16 protein-coding genes, 1 tRNA gene and 1 pseudogene are annotated in these 15,543 nt (G+C 73.6%); 12 read left to right on the top strand and 6 right to left on the bottom strand.

The features are described from left to right. The first annotated feature begins 43 nt into the window (after nucleotides 1-43). From PV410_RS42800 to PV410_RS42765, 8 genes are all read left to right on the top strand, one after another. A complete protein-coding gene (locus PV410_RS42800) occupies nucleotides 44-811 on the top strand; it encodes a phosphorylase family protein (RefSeq protein ID WP_500332096.1) in 768 nt (255 codons plus the stop codon). Beyond that, complete coding sequence (locus PV410_RS42795) at nucleotides 808-2,127, top strand: amidohydrolase (RefSeq protein ID WP_500332095.1); 1,320 nt, start codon at nucleotides 808-810, stop codon at nucleotides 2,125-2,127. The genes PV410_RS42800 and PV410_RS42795 overlap by 4 nt, the downstream gene beginning before the upstream one ends. After that, nucleotides 2,124-2,747 (top strand): sulfite oxidase-like oxidoreductase, encoded by a 624-nt coding sequence (locus tag PV410_RS42790; RefSeq protein ID WP_500332094.1) that lies wholly within the window; start codon nucleotides 2,124-2,126, stop codon nucleotides 2,745-2,747. The genes PV410_RS42795 and PV410_RS42790 overlap by 4 nt, the downstream gene beginning before the upstream one ends. Continuing rightward, nucleotides 2,740-3,501 carry a ferredoxin reductase gene (locus PV410_RS42785; RefSeq protein WP_500332093.1) on the top strand — a complete coding sequence of 254 codons (762 nt, stop codon included), beginning with the start codon at nucleotides 2,740-2,742 and terminating at the stop codon, nucleotides 3,499-3,501. The genes PV410_RS42790 and PV410_RS42785 overlap by 8 nt, the downstream gene beginning before the upstream one ends. Nucleotides 3,502-3,566: 65 nt before the next feature. Then, a tRNA-Pro gene (locus PV410_RS42780) sits at nucleotides 3,567-3,640 on the top strand. Nucleotides 3,641-3,814: 174 nt separating this feature from the next. Then, complete coding sequence (locus tag PV410_RS42775) at nucleotides 3,815-4,486, top strand: FadR/GntR family transcriptional regulator (protein ID WP_500332092.1); 672 nt, start codon at nucleotides 3,815-3,817, stop codon at nucleotides 4,484-4,486. 97 nt (nucleotides 4,487-4,583) lie between these two features. Then, nucleotides 4,584-5,624 carry a glycoside hydrolase family 18 protein gene (locus PV410_RS42770; RefSeq protein ID WP_500332091.1) on the top strand — a complete coding sequence of 347 codons (1,041 nt, stop codon included), beginning with the start codon at nucleotides 4,584-4,586 and terminating at the stop codon, nucleotides 5,622-5,624. Between the two features lie 150 nt (nucleotides 5,625-5,774). Continuing rightward, nucleotides 5,775-6,713, top strand: a complete 939-nt coding sequence (locus PV410_RS42765; RefSeq protein WP_499510962.1) for a PAC2 family protein — start codon at nucleotides 5,775-5,777, stop codon at nucleotides 6,711-6,713. Nucleotides 6,714-6,830: 117 nt separating this feature from the next. Here the strand turns inward: PV410_RS42765 and mshC are convergent, their stop codons facing one another. From mshC to PV410_RS42745, 4 genes are all read right to left on the bottom strand, one after another. After that, the gene (gene mshC / locus PV410_RS42760; RefSeq protein ID WP_500332090.1) at nucleotides 6,831-8,060 is read right to left on the bottom strand and encodes a cysteine--1-D-myo-inosityl 2-amino-2-deoxy-alpha-D-glucopyranoside ligase; all 1,230 of its coding nucleotides are present in this window, start codon (nucleotides 8,058-8,060) and stop codon (nucleotides 6,831-6,833) included. A gap of 71 nt (nucleotides 8,061-8,131) precedes the next feature. Continuing rightward, nucleotides 8,132-8,968, bottom strand: a complete 837-nt coding sequence (locus PV410_RS42755) for an SCO1664 family protein (protein ID WP_500332089.1) — start codon at nucleotides 8,966-8,968, stop codon at nucleotides 8,132-8,134. Beyond that, entirely contained in the window at nucleotides 8,926-9,522 is a 597-nt protein-coding gene (locus PV410_RS42750) for a DUF3090 domain-containing protein (RefSeq protein WP_500332088.1), read from the bottom strand. The genes PV410_RS42755 and PV410_RS42750 overlap by 43 nt, the downstream gene beginning before the upstream one ends. A 58-nt stretch (nucleotides 9,523-9,580) precedes the next feature. Further along, nucleotides 9,581-10,279: a histidine phosphatase family protein gene (locus tag PV410_RS42745; RefSeq protein ID WP_499510966.1), complete on the bottom strand. Its 699-nt coding sequence runs from the start codon at nucleotides 10,277-10,279 to the stop codon at nucleotides 9,581-9,583. A gap of 64 nt (nucleotides 10,280-10,343) precedes the next feature. On the opposite strand from PV410_RS42745, the gene corA reads away from it, so the two are divergent. Next, on the top strand, nucleotides 10,344-11,345 hold the full coding sequence (corA, locus tag PV410_RS42740; protein ID WP_500332087.1) for a magnesium/cobalt transporter CorA: 1,002 nt from the start codon (nucleotides 10,344-10,346) through the stop codon (nucleotides 11,343-11,345). 48 nt (nucleotides 11,346-11,393) lie between these two features. Here corA and PV410_RS42735 read toward each other — a convergent pair whose 3' ends face one another. Continuing rightward, nucleotides 11,394-12,182, bottom strand: a complete 789-nt coding sequence (locus PV410_RS42735) for a ferritin-like domain-containing protein (protein ID WP_500332086.1) — start codon at nucleotides 12,180-12,182, stop codon at nucleotides 11,394-11,396. A gap of 274 nt (nucleotides 12,183-12,456) precedes the next feature. On the opposite strand from PV410_RS42735, the gene PV410_RS42730 reads away from it, so the two are divergent. Next, nucleotides 12,457-13,062, top strand: a complete 606-nt coding sequence (locus tag PV410_RS42730; protein ID WP_500332085.1) for a hypothetical protein — start codon at nucleotides 12,457-12,459, stop codon at nucleotides 13,060-13,062. Between the two features lie 35 nt (nucleotides 13,063-13,097). Here PV410_RS42730 and PV410_RS42725 read toward each other — a convergent pair whose 3' ends face one another. Further along, on the bottom strand, nucleotides 13,098-14,150 hold the full coding sequence (locus tag PV410_RS42725) for an LLM class F420-dependent oxidoreductase (protein WP_500332084.1): 1,053 nt from the start codon (nucleotides 14,148-14,150) through the stop codon (nucleotides 13,098-13,100). Between the two features lie 126 nt (nucleotides 14,151-14,276). On the opposite strand from PV410_RS42725, the gene PV410_RS42720 reads away from it, so the two are divergent. Both PV410_RS42720 and PV410_RS42715 read left to right on the top strand, forming a co-directional pair. Continuing rightward, the gene (locus PV410_RS42720; protein ID WP_500332083.1) at nucleotides 14,277-15,257 is read left to right on the top strand and encodes an aldo/keto reductase; all 981 of its coding nucleotides are present in this window, start codon (nucleotides 14,277-14,279) and stop codon (nucleotides 15,255-15,257) included. A 40-nt stretch (nucleotides 15,258-15,297) separates the two neighbouring features. Further along, nucleotides 15,298-15,543, top strand: a pseudogene (locus PV410_RS42715) (exodeoxyribonuclease V); the annotation flags it as partial.

The following is a 15,543-nucleotide window of genomic DNA, read 5'->3' as shown; positions in this document are numbered from 1 at the left end:
AAGGTGATCCGCACAGCATCGTCCCGCCCGGCCCGGAGGCCCGATGACCACGGATCAGCTGCCCATCTCCCGCATCCCGCGCTCCGGGCTGCCCGCGCACGCGGTCGTCGTGGGCGACCCGGCGCGCGCGGCGGAGGTGGCCTCCCTGCTCACGGACCCGCATGAGGTGTCGCACCACCGCGAGTACCGCACCTTCGCCGGCGCCTGGAAGGGCACCCCCGTCGTGGTGTCCTCGCACGGGGTCGGCGGGCCGGGGGCGATGTGCCTGTTCCAGGAGCTGGCGGACGCCGGCGTCCGTACGATCCTGCGCCTCGGCACGGCGGGCGCGATCCGCGCCGGGATAGGGGACGGCGACCTGGTGATCGCCGAGGCCGCGGTGCGGGACGACGGGGTCACCCAGCAGTTGCTGCCGCCGGAGTACCCGGCGTTCGCGACGCCGGAGGCGGTGCTGGCGCTGCAGCGGGCGGCACGGGCGGCGGGGGCGCCGCACCACCGGGGCGTGGTGTGGACGCGTGCGGCCTTCCAGCCGGGTTTCCTGCCGCTGCCCGGCGCGGCGTACGCGGCGGCAGGGATCGCCGCGATCGAGATGGAGCTGTCAGCCCTGCTGGTGCTGGCCTCGACGCGCGGCCTGGTGGCCGGCGGCGCGCTCGTCGTCGACGGCGCCAACGCCGACGACCTGGTCGACGTGGAGGCCACCGGCGGCTACGACCCGCACCGGGCGGTGGTCGCCGAGGGGGTCGCCCGCGGCAGCCGGGTAACGTTGGACGCCTTGCATCTGCTGGCCACCGAGTACGGAAGCGACGAGAAGTGAGCGCTCAGGACGCCGATCTGCTGGTGCACGGCGGCGATGTGCTGACCGTCGACGCGGCGGGCACCGTCGTCACCGACGGCGCGGTCGCCGTCCGGGACGGCGAGATCCTCGCCGTGGGACCGACGGCGCAGGTGCGCGCGGCGTACCGGGCCGCCGAGGAGATCGACGCCTCGGGGTGCCTGGTGCTCCCCGGGCTGGTCAACACGCACACCCACCTGGCGATGACCCTGCTGCGGGGCTGCGCCGACGACGTCGACCTGCAGGAGTTCCTGGCCCGGGTGATCCCCCGCGAGGCCGAGCTGCTGTCGCCGCGGGCGGTGGCCGCGGGGGTGCGGGTGGCCGTGGCGGAGAGCGTACGGGCCGGGGTCACCACGGGCCTGGACATGTACTGGTTCCACGAGGCCGCCGAGGAGGCCGCGCGGGCGGCGGGCTGGCGGCTGCTGGCCGGTCCGACCTTCATGGACGTGCCCGGGCCGCCGGACGGCCGGCCGTACGGCGACCGCATGGCCTGGGCCGCGGCCGACCTGGCCGCGCGCACCGGCCGGGCGCCGGGCACCCGCCCGGTGGTCTTCGCGCACAGCGCCTACACCCTCGACCCCGAGCAGCTCGTCGCGATCACCGCGCTCGCCCGCGAGCACGGCGCGCTGCTGCACGTCCACGCGGCGGAGAACGCGGCCGAGGTCGCGATGGTGGCCGGGGCGCACGGCAAGCGGCCGGTCGAGCTGCTGGACTCCCTCGGGGTACTCGGGCCCGACGTGCTGCTGGCGCACGCCGTGGACCTGACCGACGACGAGGTCGCCGCCCTGGCCAGGACCGGCACGTCCGTCGCGCACTGCCCGGTCTCCAACCTGAAGCTGGGCTGCGGCATCGCCCGTGTCCCGGAGCTGCTGGCCGCCGGGGTCACCGTGGGCCTCGGCACCGACGGTGCGGTGAGCTCCAACACCCTCGACGTCCTGGGCGCGGTGCGGACCGCCGCGCTGGTGCACAAGGCCGCAGGCGACCCCACCGCCGTCGGCGCGGAACAGGCGGTGCGGATGGCGACGATCGAGGCCGCCCGCGCGCTGGGCCTCGCCGACCACCTCGGCTCCCTGGAGCCGGGCAAGCGCGCCGACCTGGCCGTCCTCGACCTCGGCGGGCCGCACCTCACGCCGCGCCACGACCCCTGGTCGATGCTGGCGTACGCGGCCGCGGCCGCGGACGTACGGGACACCGTCGTCGACGGCCGGGTCCTCATGCGCGACCGTGTGCTGCTCACCCTCGACGAACCGGCCGCGCTGCGCGAGCTGGAGGAGCTCGAGCTGGAGCACCCCGCATGACCTCGGCCGTCGAACCCACCCGCGGCTTCACCGGGCGCGGCCGCGCCGCCGACCGCGACCCGCGGCTGCCGCCCGGCCAGTACGACGCCCGCGACACGTGGCCGGTCCTGTCCGCCGAGGTCACGCCCACGATCGCGGCCGGGGACTGGACGTTCCGGGTGGACGGGCTGGTGGACCGCCCGCACACCTGGGACTGGGACGCGGCCCACGCGCTGCCCGGCTCCGCGTACCGGGGCGACATCCACTGCGTGACCGGCTGGTCCAAGTTCGGCGTGCGCTTCGGCGGGGTGTCGGTCGACGCCTTCCTGGAGGCCGTGCGCCCCTCCCCCGCCGCCACCCACGTCGTCGCCTGGTCCCACACCGGCTACGCCGCCAACCTGCCGCTCGCGGACGTCACCGGCGGCCGCGCCTGGATCGCCTGGGAGTACGACGGCGCTCCCCTCGCCCCCGAGCACGGCGGCCCGGCCCGGCTGATCGTCCCGCACCTGTACTTCTGGAAGAGCACCAAGTGGATCGCGGGCCTGCGCCTGCTCGACCACGACGAGTCGGGCTTCTGGGAGCAGAACGGCTACCACCACCGGGGCGACCCCTGGCAGGAGCAGCGCTACGCCCATGACTGACCTCTCCACCCCCGCGCCCGCCCCGGCGTTCGTCCCGCCGGCCCGGTTCGCCGTGCCCGGCCGCATCGCGGTCCCCGAGGCCGCCTCCTCGGTCTGGCGGCGCGCGGTGATCACGCAGATCCGCCGCGAGACCCCGCGCACGTCCACCTTCCGGCTCGCGGTGCCCGGCTGGGCGGGCCACCTGCCCGGCCAGTACCTGACGCTGCGCCTCACGGCCCCCGACGGTTACACGGCGCAGCGCAACTACTCGGTCGCCTCCGCCCCCGACGGTTCCGGCCACATCGAGCTGACCCTCGACCACGTGGCCGGCGGCGAGGTGTCCGGGCACCTGCACACCGTCGCCCGGCCGGGCGACTCCGTCGAGGTCCGCGGCCCGCACAGCGGCTTCTTCGCCTGGACGGGGGACCATCCGGCGCTGCTGCTGGGCGCCGGATCGGGGGTGGTCCCGCTGATGTCGATGGTGCGCCACCGCCGGCTGCGCGGCCTGGACGTGCCGCTGCGGCTGATCGTCTCGGCCCGCACCCGCGAGGACCTGATCTACGCCGCCGAGTACGGTCCGGAGACGACCGTGCTGCTCACCCGCACCGAGGGCCGCCTCACCGCCGCCCACCTGGCCCCGCACCTCGCGGAGCCGCCACCGGGCGGCTGGGAGGCCTACGTCTGCGGCGGCAACGGTTTCGCCGAGCACGCCTCGCGCCTGCTGGCGGCCTCCGGACAGCCGCTGGACCGGATCCGCATCGAGCGATTCGGCTGATCAGCGAGGTTCGGGTATCCTCCTCTGTACGTGATCTTCCGGGGCGGCGCCCCGGGGAACGTCACCGGGACGTGGCGCAGCTTGGTAGCGCACTTGACTGGGGGTCAAGGGGTCGCAGGTTCAAATCCTGTCGTCCCGACGGTGATTTCACACGCCAAAGGCCGTGTCCGCGACAGCGGGCACGGCCTTTCGGCGTTCCGCGGTTCGGGACGTCGCGGGGCGGCGGATCGGACCTCCGCCAGAAGGCCCCGGCTCTTCGGCGGTGCGGGCATAATGGCCCGATACATCGGATGTCCGGGGAGGCGAGGGGCTCATGGCGGTCACCGACGAGGCGATCGAGAAGATCAAGGGGATGATCGTCTCCGGCGCGCTGCGGCCCGGCGACCGGCTCCCCAAGGAGAGCGAACTGGCCGCGGAGCTCGGGCTGTCGCGCAATTCCCTGCGCGAGGCGGTCCGCGCGCTGTCCCTGATCAGGATCCTGGACGTACGGCAGGGCGACGGCACCTACGTCACCAGCCTGGACCCGCAGTTGCTGCTGGAGGCGCTGAGTTTCGTGGTGGACTTCCACCGCGACGACACCGTGCTGGAGTTCCTCGCGGTGCGCCGCATCCTGGAGCCCGCGGCCACCGCGATGGCGGCGGCGCGCATCGCCGAGTCCCAGCTGGACGTGCTGACCGAGCAGTTGGAGGCACTGGGGGCGGCACCGTCGGTGGAGGAACTGGTCGCGTGCGACCTGGAGTTCCACCGCGGCATCGTCCAGGCCTCGGGCAACTCGGTGCTGTGCTCGCTGCTGGACGGGCTGTCCGGGCCAACCACGCGGGCCCGGATCTGGCGCGGGCTGACGCAGGAGGACGCGGTGAGCCGCACCCTGCACGAGCACCGCGCGATCCTGGCGGCCCTGCGGGACCGGGACGCGGAGGCGGCGCGGTCCTGGGCGACGGTGCACGTCGCGAGCGTGGAGCAGTGGCTGCGGTCCACGCTCTGAGGCCCGGCGGGTCCCCACGGGATCCCGCCGGCGGGCGAACCACCCCGGGCCCGGGTGCGTCCGGTCATTCGTCAGAGTGATCGAAAAGAGGGATCGGATGAATCCACGCCCCCGGCTGCGCCTGCGCCGCCCCTCGGCCCGTACGCTGCGCCGCGGCGCGCTGCTGGTCGTCCTCGCCGTCCTGCTCCCGGTGCTCGCCGCCGGGGTCGCCCTGCGCCTGGAGTACACCGGCGACCCGTCCGGCGCCGGCGCCAACCGTGACCGGAACGCGGTGTGGCTCGGGCACGCCTGGGTCGACGGCGGCCGCGACGACGCCGACCTCGAGACGCTGGCCCGGGAGTTGCGCGGCAGCGGCACCCGGGACCTGTACGTGCACACCGGGCCCCTGGAGTTCGACGGCCGCCTCGACGCGGGTCTCTACCCGGGAGCGCGGGACATGATCCGCCGGATGCACACCGCGCTGCCCGGGGTGCGCGTCCAGGCGTGGCTCGGCCAGGTCCTGTCGCACGACGGTTCCGAGGGCCTGCACCTGGACGACGCGGCGACCCGCGCCCGGGTACGGGACAGCGCGGCCCAGGTGCTGGCCGCCGGGTTCGACGGGGTCCACCTGGACCTGGAGCCGATGTACTCCGACGACGAGGGCTTCCTCTCGCTGCTGGACTCGGTGCACCGGCTCACCGCCACCCGCGGCGTGCCGCTGTCGGTGGCGACGCACCAGATCGACCCGCTGCCCTCCCTGCACTCGGTGAGCGGCCCGCTGTTCCACCACCCCAAGTGGTGGTCGCAGCGGTACTTCGCGCAGGTGGCCCGGCGCGTGGACCAGGTCGCGATGATGACCTACGACACCGCCCTCCCCCTGGAGGGCCTCTACGGAGGCTACGTGGCCCAGCAGACCGCCCTCGCCCTGGAGGTGACGCCGCCGGGCACCGACCTGCTCGTGGGCCTGCCCGGGTACCACACGAACAACCTGGGCCGGCACGCCTGGGCGGAGACGGTCACGGCCGCCGTGCGCGGCGCCCGGCTCGGCCTCGCCCGCGAGGCGCCCGCCCGCGAGCGCTTCGGGCTCGCCCTGTACGTCGACTTCGCTGCCACGCCTTCGGACTGGGCCGCGTACCGCTCGGCGTGGAGCGGTGGCTGACCGGACGCGTACGTCGGATGACTCTGGGGATCATCCCCCTACGAAGGCGGCGGCACCTGTCTCGTGAAGCCGTAGGCTGGTGCAGCACGCGAAGGAACGGCAGCCGGCGGGGGTGGCACCATCCCCCTTCCGGCCGGAAGGAGGCGCTGGGTGATCGAGCTCGAGGGGGTTCCCGAGCTGATCGACCCGGTCATGGTGGCCGCGTTCGAGGGCTGGAACGACGCCGGGGACGCCGCCTCCGCCGCGGTCGGGCATCTGGACCGGGAGTTCAAGGGCGAGGTGTTCGCCGCGCTGGACGCCGAGGACTACTACGACTTCCAGGTCAACCGCCCCACGGTCTGGATGGACGGCGGCACGCGACGGATCACCTGGCCCACCACGCGGCTGTCCGTCATCCGCATCGAGACCCCCAAGCCACGAGACCTCGTCCTCGTACGGGGCATCGAGCCCAGCATGCGCTGGCGCTCGTTCTGCAACGAGATCCTGGGCTTCGCCCATGAGCTCGGCATCGAGATGGTGGTGGTGATGGGCGCCCTCCTGGGTGACACCCCGCACACCCGTCCGGTGCCGGTCACGGCCGTCACCTCCGACCCGGACCTGGCGACCGCGCTCAGCCTGGAGGAGTCCCGGTACGAGGGCCCCACCGGCATCGTCGGCATCCTCCAGGAGGCCTGCACCCACGCCGGCATCCCGGCGGTGAGCCTGTGGGCCGCCGTGCCGCACTACGTGTCGCAGCCGCCGAACCCGAAGGCGACGCTGGCGCTGCTCAACCGCCTGGAGGACCTGCTGGACCTGCGCATCCCGCTCGGCGAGCTGCCGGAGGACGCGCGTGCCTGGCAGGTCGGCGTGGACCAGCTCGCGGCCGAGGACAGCGAGGTCGCCGAGTACGTCCAGACGCTGGAGGAGGCCCGCGACACGGCGGAGCTGCCGGAGGCCTCGGGCGAGGCTATTGCCCGCGAGTTCGAGCGCTACCTGCGGCGCCGTGACCCGCAGTCGGGCGAGTCCGACGCGGGCCCCTACCTGCGGGACATGTCGCAGAAGCCCAAGGACGACCGGGAAGAGAAGGAGGACGGCGCCGACGGGGAGTGACCCGACCGGCACGCGTCGGACACGGCCCGGCCGCCGCCCCGCACAGGGGCGGCGGCCGGGCCGTCCGCGTTCGTCAGGGGAGCCGGGGAGGCGGTGGGCCGGGCAGCTCCCGCGGCGTCAGAGCGCGACGCCGAGCAGGGCGTCCACGGCGCGGGAGACCAGGCCGGGGGCACCGGTGTCCGTGCCGCCCTCGGCTTCCTGCCGGGCGGCCCAGCGGTCCACGGCGGCGAGCGCGGCGGGGGCGTCCAGGTCGTCGGCGAGCGCCTCGCGGATCTCCTCCAGCAGCGCCTCGGCCGGCGGGCCGTCGGGCCGCGAGACGGCGGCGCGCCAGCGGGCCAGCCGCTCCACCGCGTCGGCGAGCACGGCGTCGGTCCACTCCCAGTCCTCGCGGTAATGGTGGGCCAGCAGGCTGAGCCGTATGGCCGCCGCGTCCACCCCGTCGCGGCGCAGCTGGGAGACGAAGACGAGGTTGCCCTTGGACTTGGACATCTTCTCGCCGTGCAGCGCGACCATGCCGGCGTGCACGTAGGCCTTCGCCATGGGGAACTCGCCGGTGAGCACCTGGGCGTGCGAGGCGCCCATCTCGTGGTGCGGGAAGGCGAGGTCGGAGCCGCCGCCCTGCACGTCGAAGCCCATGCCGAGGTGGTCCAGGGCGATGGCGACGCACTCGATGTGCCAGCCGGGGCGGCCCCGGCCCAGGCTGCCGCCGTCCCAGCTGGGCTCCCCCTCGCGGGCGGCGAGCCACAGCACGGGGTCGACGGGGTTCTTCTTGCCCGGGCGATCCGGGTCGCCGCCGCGTTCGGCCGACAGCACGCGCATGGCGGCCGCGTCGAGGCGGGAGACGCTGCCGAAGTGCGGGTCGGAGTCGACGTGGAAGTAGATGTCGCCGTCCAGCTCGTAGGCCGCACCGGCCTCGCGCAGCCGCTCGACCAGCGGGACGATCCCCGGGATGGCCTCGACGGCGCCGATGTAGTGGGCGGGCGGCAGCATCCGCAGCGCGGTCATGTCCTCGCGGAACAGGGTGGTCTCGCGCTCGGCGAGGGCCGTCCAGTCCTCTCCGGTCTTGTCGGCCCGCTCCAGCAGCGGGTCGTCGACGTCGGTGACGTTCTGGACGTAGTGGACCTGGCGCTTCGTGTCCAGCCACACGCGCTGCACGAGGTCGAACGCGTTGTAGGTGGCCGCGTGACCCATGTGGGTGGCGTCGTAGGGGGTGATCCCGCACACGTAGATGCGGGCGACCGGACCGGGGCTCAGGGTTACCGGGCCACCGGTCGCGGTGTCGTGGAGGCGGAGGTCGCGCCCGGTGCCCGGGAGGGCAGGGACGTCGGAAGCGGGCCAGGCATGCATGTCATGAGATTAACCGCCCGCGTGATCCACAAACGAACGGTGGGTCCTCCCGGGACGGCCGGCCCCGGCCTTCAGATGGGCGGCCAGGGGATCGCGGGCCACTCCCCCGAGGGCTCGGGATGACGTCCTGAGCCCAGCAGCGCGGCGACGCGGGCCCGCAGGGCGTCGAGCTCGGCAGGCGTGATGAGCTCGGCCAGCCGGGCCCCGAGACCCCCGTCAGCGAGCTCCGCGGAGAGCTTGCCGAGGACCTCGGCGGTCTCGTCGGTGAGCGGCTCGCCGGCCCAGCCCCACAGGAGGGTGCGCAGCTTGTTCTCCGTGTTGAAGGTCACGCCGTGGTCGATGGCGTACAGGTGCCCGTCGGCGGCCGGCAGCAGGTGGCCGCCCTTGCGGTCGGCGTTGTTGATCACGGCGTCCAGGACGGCCAGCCGGCGCAGCCGGGTGTCGTCGGCGTGCACCAGCAGCGCGGTGCGGCCCTCGCCCACCTCGGCGAAGCCGACGGCCTTCCAGCCGTCGCCCGGTTCGTCCCCCTCGACGAGGGCGAGGAGCCCTTCGCCGGCCTCCTCGGGGGTCTCGATCCACAGCTGCACCATGCCCTCGCCGTACGGGCCGTCCCGCAGCACGGTCGGCGGCACCAGGCCCCAGCCGGTGGCCTCGGAGACCAGGTAGGCGGCGACCTCGCGCTGGGCGAGCGTCCCGTCGGGGAAGTCCCACAGCGGCCGCTCGCCCGCCACCGGCTTGTACACGCAGTGGGCGCGCACGCCCTCGTGCTCGACCGCGCAGTAGAGCACCGCGTTGGAGGCGTCGCGCAGCCGCCCGCGCACGGTCAGTTCTCCGTGCGTGAGCAGCTCGGCGGCTATGTCCCCGCTCAGGCCGTCGCCGACCGCCGGTACCCGTTCTGACGCGGGCATACGTGTCCTTCCGGGTCCAGGGGCAGGCTGCACAGGGGGCAGGGCGGGCGGCCGGCCGCGACGACGTCGAGAGCGCGCTTGGCGAAGGAGCGGGCCTGGGCGCCGGTCAGGCGCACCCGCAGCAGCGGCGGGCCGTTCTCCTCGTCCTGCAGGAGCATCTCCTCGGCGGCCTCGAGGTCGTCCTCGTCCTCGGCCTCGATCTCGACCAGCGCCTGGGCCTCCAGGATCATCCGTTCCTCGGCGCCGTCCCAGGCCAGGGCCATGGTGCCGACCCGGAACTCCTCCTCGACGGGGACCTCGAGCGGCCTGTTGTCGAGCAGCTCCGTGGGGGCCACGGCGGGCACGGGGGCGGAACCGCCGGTGCGGCGCACGACCTCGTCCAGCAGCTCGTCGATGCGCTCGGCAAGTGCCTCGACCTGGGTCTTCTCCAGCGCAACGCTGGTCGTCCGGCCGGCGGCGCTCGCCTGCAGGAAGAAGGTGCGTTGGCCCGGTTGGCCTACGGTGCCGGCGACGAAGCGTTCGGGCTTGTCGTAGAGGAACACCTGACGAGGCACGTCCTGCTCCGTTTTCTCGGTGTCTTCGGGGTCCGGTCCACCCTACTGCGGAAGCTGATCACGGTGCGCCCGCACCGCCCCCGACCTCCGCGTCGCCCGGGGCCGTGGTGGGCCGCTCCCTCGGGCGCAGGCTTTCCAGGCTGCCGGTGTCGCCGAGCCGGAGCAGGAAGGGCCGCTCCGGGGTGTAGCGGATCGCGGTGACCGAGCAGGGGTCGACGGCGATGCGCTGGAAGAGGTCCAGGTGCATGCCGAGGGCGTCGGCGACGACGGACTTGATGATGTCGCCGTGGGAGCACATCACGTAGAGGGCGTCGGGTCCGTGGGTCTCCTCGATGCGGGCGTTCCACTCGCGCACCGCGTCGACCGCGCGGGCCTGCATGGCGCGCACCGACTCGCCCCCCTCGCCGGGGAAGACGGCGGCCGAGGGGTAGCGCTGCACCACGCCCCACAGCGGCTCGTCGGCCAGCTCGGCGATCTTGCGACCGCTCCAGTCGCCGTAGGCGCACTCCGAGATGCGCTCCTCGACGTGGAGCGGGACGTCGGGCAGCGCGTCCAGGAGCGGCTGCAGGGTCTCCCGGCACCGCTGCAGCGGGCTGGTGACCACGGCGGCCGGCGGCAGTCCGGCCAACCGGGCGGCCAGCGCGGCGGCCTGGTCACGTCCGGTCTCGTCGAGGGCGACTCCGGGGAGCCGTCCGGCCAGCACTTTCTCCGCGTTGGCGGTGGACCGGCCGTGCCGGACCAGGATCACGGTGGGCATGACCGCCACCATACGACCCCGGGTTGTCCGGTGTGGCGCCGACGTAGCGCGGAAGAAGACAGGTGTGATCGTCGACTGCGCCATTTACCGCGACGGGGAGCGCACCTCGGCCCCCGACGACCTCTCCGACGCGCTGGACGCGGCGCGGGCGACGGACGGGGCGTTCGTGTGGATCGGCCTGTACGAGCCGACGGAGAAGGAGTTCGACCTCGTCAGCCGCGAGTTCGGGCTGCACCCGCTGGCCGTGGAGGACGCCCTCTGCGCCCACCAGCGGCCCAAACTGGAGGTGTACGAGGGCTCGCTCTTCCTGGTGCTCAAGCCGGTCTCGTACGACGACGAGCGGGACACGGTCTCCGCGGGCGAGCTGATGATCTTCGTCGGGGAGGGCTTCGTCGTCACCGTGCGCCACGGCGAGGCGATCGCCCCGGGTGAGATCCGGCACCGTCTGGAGGCGGAGCACGAGATCCTCAAGCACGGACCGACCGCGGTGATGTACGCCATCAGCGACACCGTGGTCGACGACTACATGGTGGTCGCGGCCGATCTCCAGGCCGACCTGGAGGACCTGGAGACGGAGGTCTTCGCCCCGGAGGTGCGCAGGTCCGTCGCGCGCCAGGGCGCCGAGAGCACGGCGAGCCGGATCTACGGGTTCAAGCGCCAGCTGCTGGAGTTCCGGCGGGCGACCGCGCCCCTGATGCAGCCGATGATCCGGCTCTCGGCGGGCACGGTGCCGCACGTGGCCCCCAGCACCCAGCCCTTCTTCCGCGACGTGGCCGACCACCTGACGCGGGCCAACGAGCTGGTGGACAGCCTCGACCGGCTGCTCAGCGACGTGCTGAGCTCCCATCTGACCCAGGTCGGGGTGCGGCAGAACGACGACATGCGCAAGATCTCGGCGTGGGCCGCCATGGCGGCGGTACCCACCATGATCGCGGGGATCTACGGCATGAACTTCCGGTACATGCCCGAACTCCACCAGGTGTGGGGGTATCCCGCGGTCCTGGCACTCATCGCCGTGTCCGAGATCCTGCTGTACCGGACGTTCAAACGGCACGGCTGGCTCTGAGCGGTCTCCCGGCCCCACGCGGGTGCGGGCGAACGGCCGGGGGGCGGCTCAGACCGCCGGTTCGGCCGCGGGTTCGGGCCCGCCGAGGGCGTCGAGGCGCTGGGGCATGGCGAGCCTGACCATCCGCCGCCAGCCGCCCAGGCGTTCGTACGCGTACGCCCCGTGGATCCCGGCCCGCAGCACCGCGGCCTTCGCCCCGGACCAGCCGAGGATCCGGCCCATGTGGTCCATGACGGCGAGGCTGACGTCGCGGTAGATGCGGATCTCGGCGTGGGCGCACTCGCGCAGCACCCGCTGGATGGTCGCGCCGTGGCCGGCGTGGGCGAAGCGCAGCAGTTCCTCGTGGCAGTAGGCGAGGTGGTTGTCCTCGTCGGCGGAGATCATGCGGACCGCCCTGCCGATGTCGGGGTGGTCCGCGAAGTACCTGGTGAGCAGGGCCATCTGCTCGGAGGCGCGCTGCTCGGTGACCCGGCTGTGGGCGAGGTAGGTGACGATGTCCCGCACGGTCAGGCGCTCGTCGCGGCGCAGCTTGTCGTGGGCGAGGCCGATGCCGCCGCGTTCGAGGAGCACGGTGTAGTCGGTGTCCGGGGGGACCGGGACGGGTTCGAGACCGCGCTTGCGCATCAGGGCGTGGAAGATCCGGCCGTGCTTGTCCTCGTCGGCGCCGTGCCGGGCGATCTTGGGGGCCAGTTCACGCTGGGACTCGGGGACCAGTGCGGCGATCCTGCCGTTCTCCCAGCCGCCCTGCGACTCACCGCTGGCGGCGATCGAGCAGAACAGCCGGAAGGAGTCGTCGTTGTCGAGGATCTCCTGGAACAGACTCCGGGCGGAGAGCATGACGTACCTCCTGCGCGAATCGGGCATCCGCAAAAGAAAAGTCAAGTCGCCCGCAAAGCATGAGGCAACAGGCCCGGGCGTCAACTCGGCCGAACGGATGAGAGCCGTCCGGCACCGGGCACGTAACCCCTGGCCCTTCCGAGCGTTGTGTTTGGTGACGGCCGTGGCGGGGAAGACCCCCGAGCCCCCACCACGGCCGCGGAAACCGAGGGGCCCCGCCGCCGGCCGAAGTGCCCGTGATTTCATAGCCCCTCGGAGGGGTCACGACCAAGTCATGTTCAGCAAGGCGACGCGCAGCCGGACGACGGCACGCCCCAAAGGCCCGGCGGGCTCGGACTGGGCCCCTTACGCGCGCCTGGACGACGCGGCCCGCGCCTACTTCCTCCACGCGGACGTGGCCCTCGATGCGATCGGCGGCGTCCTGGGCCGGCGGCGGGTCCGCGGTTTCACCCTCGAACGCGTCGTCGACCTGACGGAGGCCGGCACCTCGGTGTGGCAGGAGGCCGCGGTCTGCGACGGTCGGCGGCTCATCCTGTGGCACAGCGAGGAGGTCGCCGACGAGGACGCGCCGGGTGGACGGGTGCTGGACTCCTCCGTGCAGGTGCTGCCCCTGGACTCGATCGGCCACGTCGGCATGCGCACCCTGGTCGGCCGCGACGAGCAGGGCCGGCGGATCGACCGCGGCGTCTTCGTGGTGCTGGCCACCGCCACGCCGCAGGAACTGAGCGCGGTGCACGCCGACGCCGACGGCGGCGTCACCTCGGCCCGCTTCCGGCCGGAGGCCTTCCGGTTCAGCAAGTCCCTCGACGACGGCGGCCCCGGCCAGATAGCGCGCCTGATCGCCTTCGGGCGGATGATGGGGCGCCTGGTCCCGGGCTGAGCCCGGGACCAGGCGCCGAGGGGCCGCCCGCTCCCCTAGCCGGCGAGTCCGGCGCGCTCCAGCGCCTCCACGCCCGCGCGCAGCGCCGCGACCCGCTCGTCCAGGGTGAACCCGGCCGGGGCCAGGGTCAGCGTGGTGACGCCGGCGGCCGCGTAGGCCTGCATCCGGTCGGCGATCCGCTCCACGGAGCCCAGCAGGGTGGTGGAGTCGATGAGTTCGCGCGGGATCGCGGCGGCGGCGCCCTCCTTGTCGCCGGACAGGTACTTGTCCTGGATCTCGGCGGCTTCCTTCTCGTACCCCATGCGCTGCGCGAGCTGGTTGTAGAAGTTCTGCTTGCGGCTGCCCATCCCGCCCACGTACAGGGCGGTGTAGGGGCGGAAGAGGTCGGCCAGCGCGTCCACGTCCTCGCCGACGGCGAGCGGCACGGTCGGGCAGACGTCGAAGCCGTCCATGGTCTTCCCCGCCTTCTCGCGGCCGGCCCGGATGTGGCGGAGCGCGGTGTCCTCCAGGTGGGCGGCGGAGGGGAAGATCAGCAGCGCGCCGTCGGCGATCTCACCGGTCTGCTCCAGGTTCTTCGGGCCGATCGCGGCGATGTACAGCGGGATGTGCTCGCGCACCGGGTGCACGGTCAGCTTCAGCGCCTTGCCGGGGCCGCCGGGCAGCGGCAGCGTCCAGTGCTCGCCCTCGTGGCTCAGCCGCTCCCGCGACATCGCCTTGCGGACGATCTCGACGTACTCGCGCGTGCGCGCCAGCGGCTTGTCGAACTTCACGCCGTACCAGCCCTCGGAGACCTGCGGGCCGGAGACGCCCAGGCCCAGCCGGAAGCGGCCGCCGGACAGGGAGTCGAGGGTGGCGGCGGTCATCGCCGTCATCGCGGGCGTACGGGCCGGGATCTGGAAGATGGCCGAGCCGACGTCGATGCGCTCGGTCTGCGCGGCGACCCAGGACAGCACGGTGGGCGCGTCGGAACCGTAGGCCTCGGCCGCCCAGCACACGGAGTAGCCGAGGCGGTCGGCCTCCTGCGCCACGGCGAGGTTGTCGGCGTCCATCCCGGCGCCCCAGTAGCCGAGGTTGATCCCGAGCCGCATGGCGATCCCCTTACCGATGAGTAACGTCGTTGTTCCCCGGACCTTATCGCTCCGGGCGCGCGCCGGCGCCTGTCGGGTACGTCACTCCTGCCCAAAGGTCCCGGACGCACAGTAATCTCACCCCTCATGGAGCAAAGGCACCTCGGCCGTACGGGACTGCGCGTGTCCCGGCTCGGGCTCGGCACGCTGACCTGGGGGCGCGACACCGGCGAACTCGACGCCGCCGACCAGCTCAAGGCCTTCTGGGAGGCCGGGGGCACGCTCGTGGACACGGCCGACGTCTACGGGGACGGCGGCGCCGAGTACCTCCTCGGCCGGCTGGTCGAGGACCTGGTGCCGCGCTCGGACCTGGTGATCGCCACCAAGGCCGGCAGCGTGCCCGACCCCTACCGCCGCTTCGACGCCTCGCGCGGCCACCTGCTCGCCGCCCTGGACGCCTCCCTGCAGCGGCTCGGCACGGACCACGTCGACCTGTGGCAGGTGCACGCGTACGACGCGACCACCCCGCTGGACGAGACGCTGCAGGCCCTCGACCTGGCCGTGAGCTCCGGCCGTGCCCGCTACGTCGGCGTGTCCAACTTCTGCGGCTGGCAGCTGGCCAAGGCGGCCACCTGGCAGCAGGCCGTGCCGACGCGCACACCGCTGGCCAGCACGCAGATGGAGTACTCGCTGCTGCAGCGCGGCATCGAGCGCGAGGTGCTGCCCGCCGCGCTGGACCTGGGGGTGGGGCTGCTGCCGTCCTCGCCGCTCGGACGCGGGGTGCTGACGGGCAAGTACCGGCACGGGACCCCGCAGGACTCCCGCGGCGGCTCCGAGGACATGGCCCCCTTCGTCGCCCCCTACCTGGACGAGACGGCCCGGCTCATCGTGGACGCGCTGGCCATAGCGGCCGACGGGCTGGCCGCCAGCCCGCTGCAGGTGGCGCTCGCCTGGGTGCGGGACCGTCCCGGCGTCACCGCGCCGATCGTCGGTGCGCGCAACGCCCAGCAGCTCGCTGCGGCGTTGTCAGTGGAGACCCTTAGTCTTCCGGATGAGATCTGCCAGGCGCTGGACGACGTCTCTGCGCCGGTGCACCGCTATCCGGACCACGACTGGAGCACGCTGTGATCGGGCCCCGACCGTAGTCCGCCGTACAACGGAGGCCATCGTGACCGAGGACCGCGACGACCACGACCGCGAGGACCGCGCCGAGCCCGAGGGCGCCGCCGGCGAGGAGACCGCGGCTCCCCGGCGGCCCCGGCCCTCGACCGAGGGCGTCGGTGCGCAGCTCCCCGCCGAACTCACGGACCTGGCCGCGGCGGTGCGGGCGATCGAACGCGGCGAGCGCCCCGCGGCGCCCGTGAGGAGCGGCGGGCCCGCACGTCCCGCGGCGTCGCCGCCCGCGGCCGCGCCC

The organism is Streptomyces sp. PA03-5A, assembly GCF_033792725.1.
In the GTDB taxonomy this organism is placed as follows: domain Bacteria; phylum Actinomycetota; class Actinomycetes; order Streptomycetales; family Streptomycetaceae; genus Actinacidiphila.
Note: the sequence above shows the minus strand (reverse complement) of the source record. Positions and strands in the feature narration are given on the sequence as shown.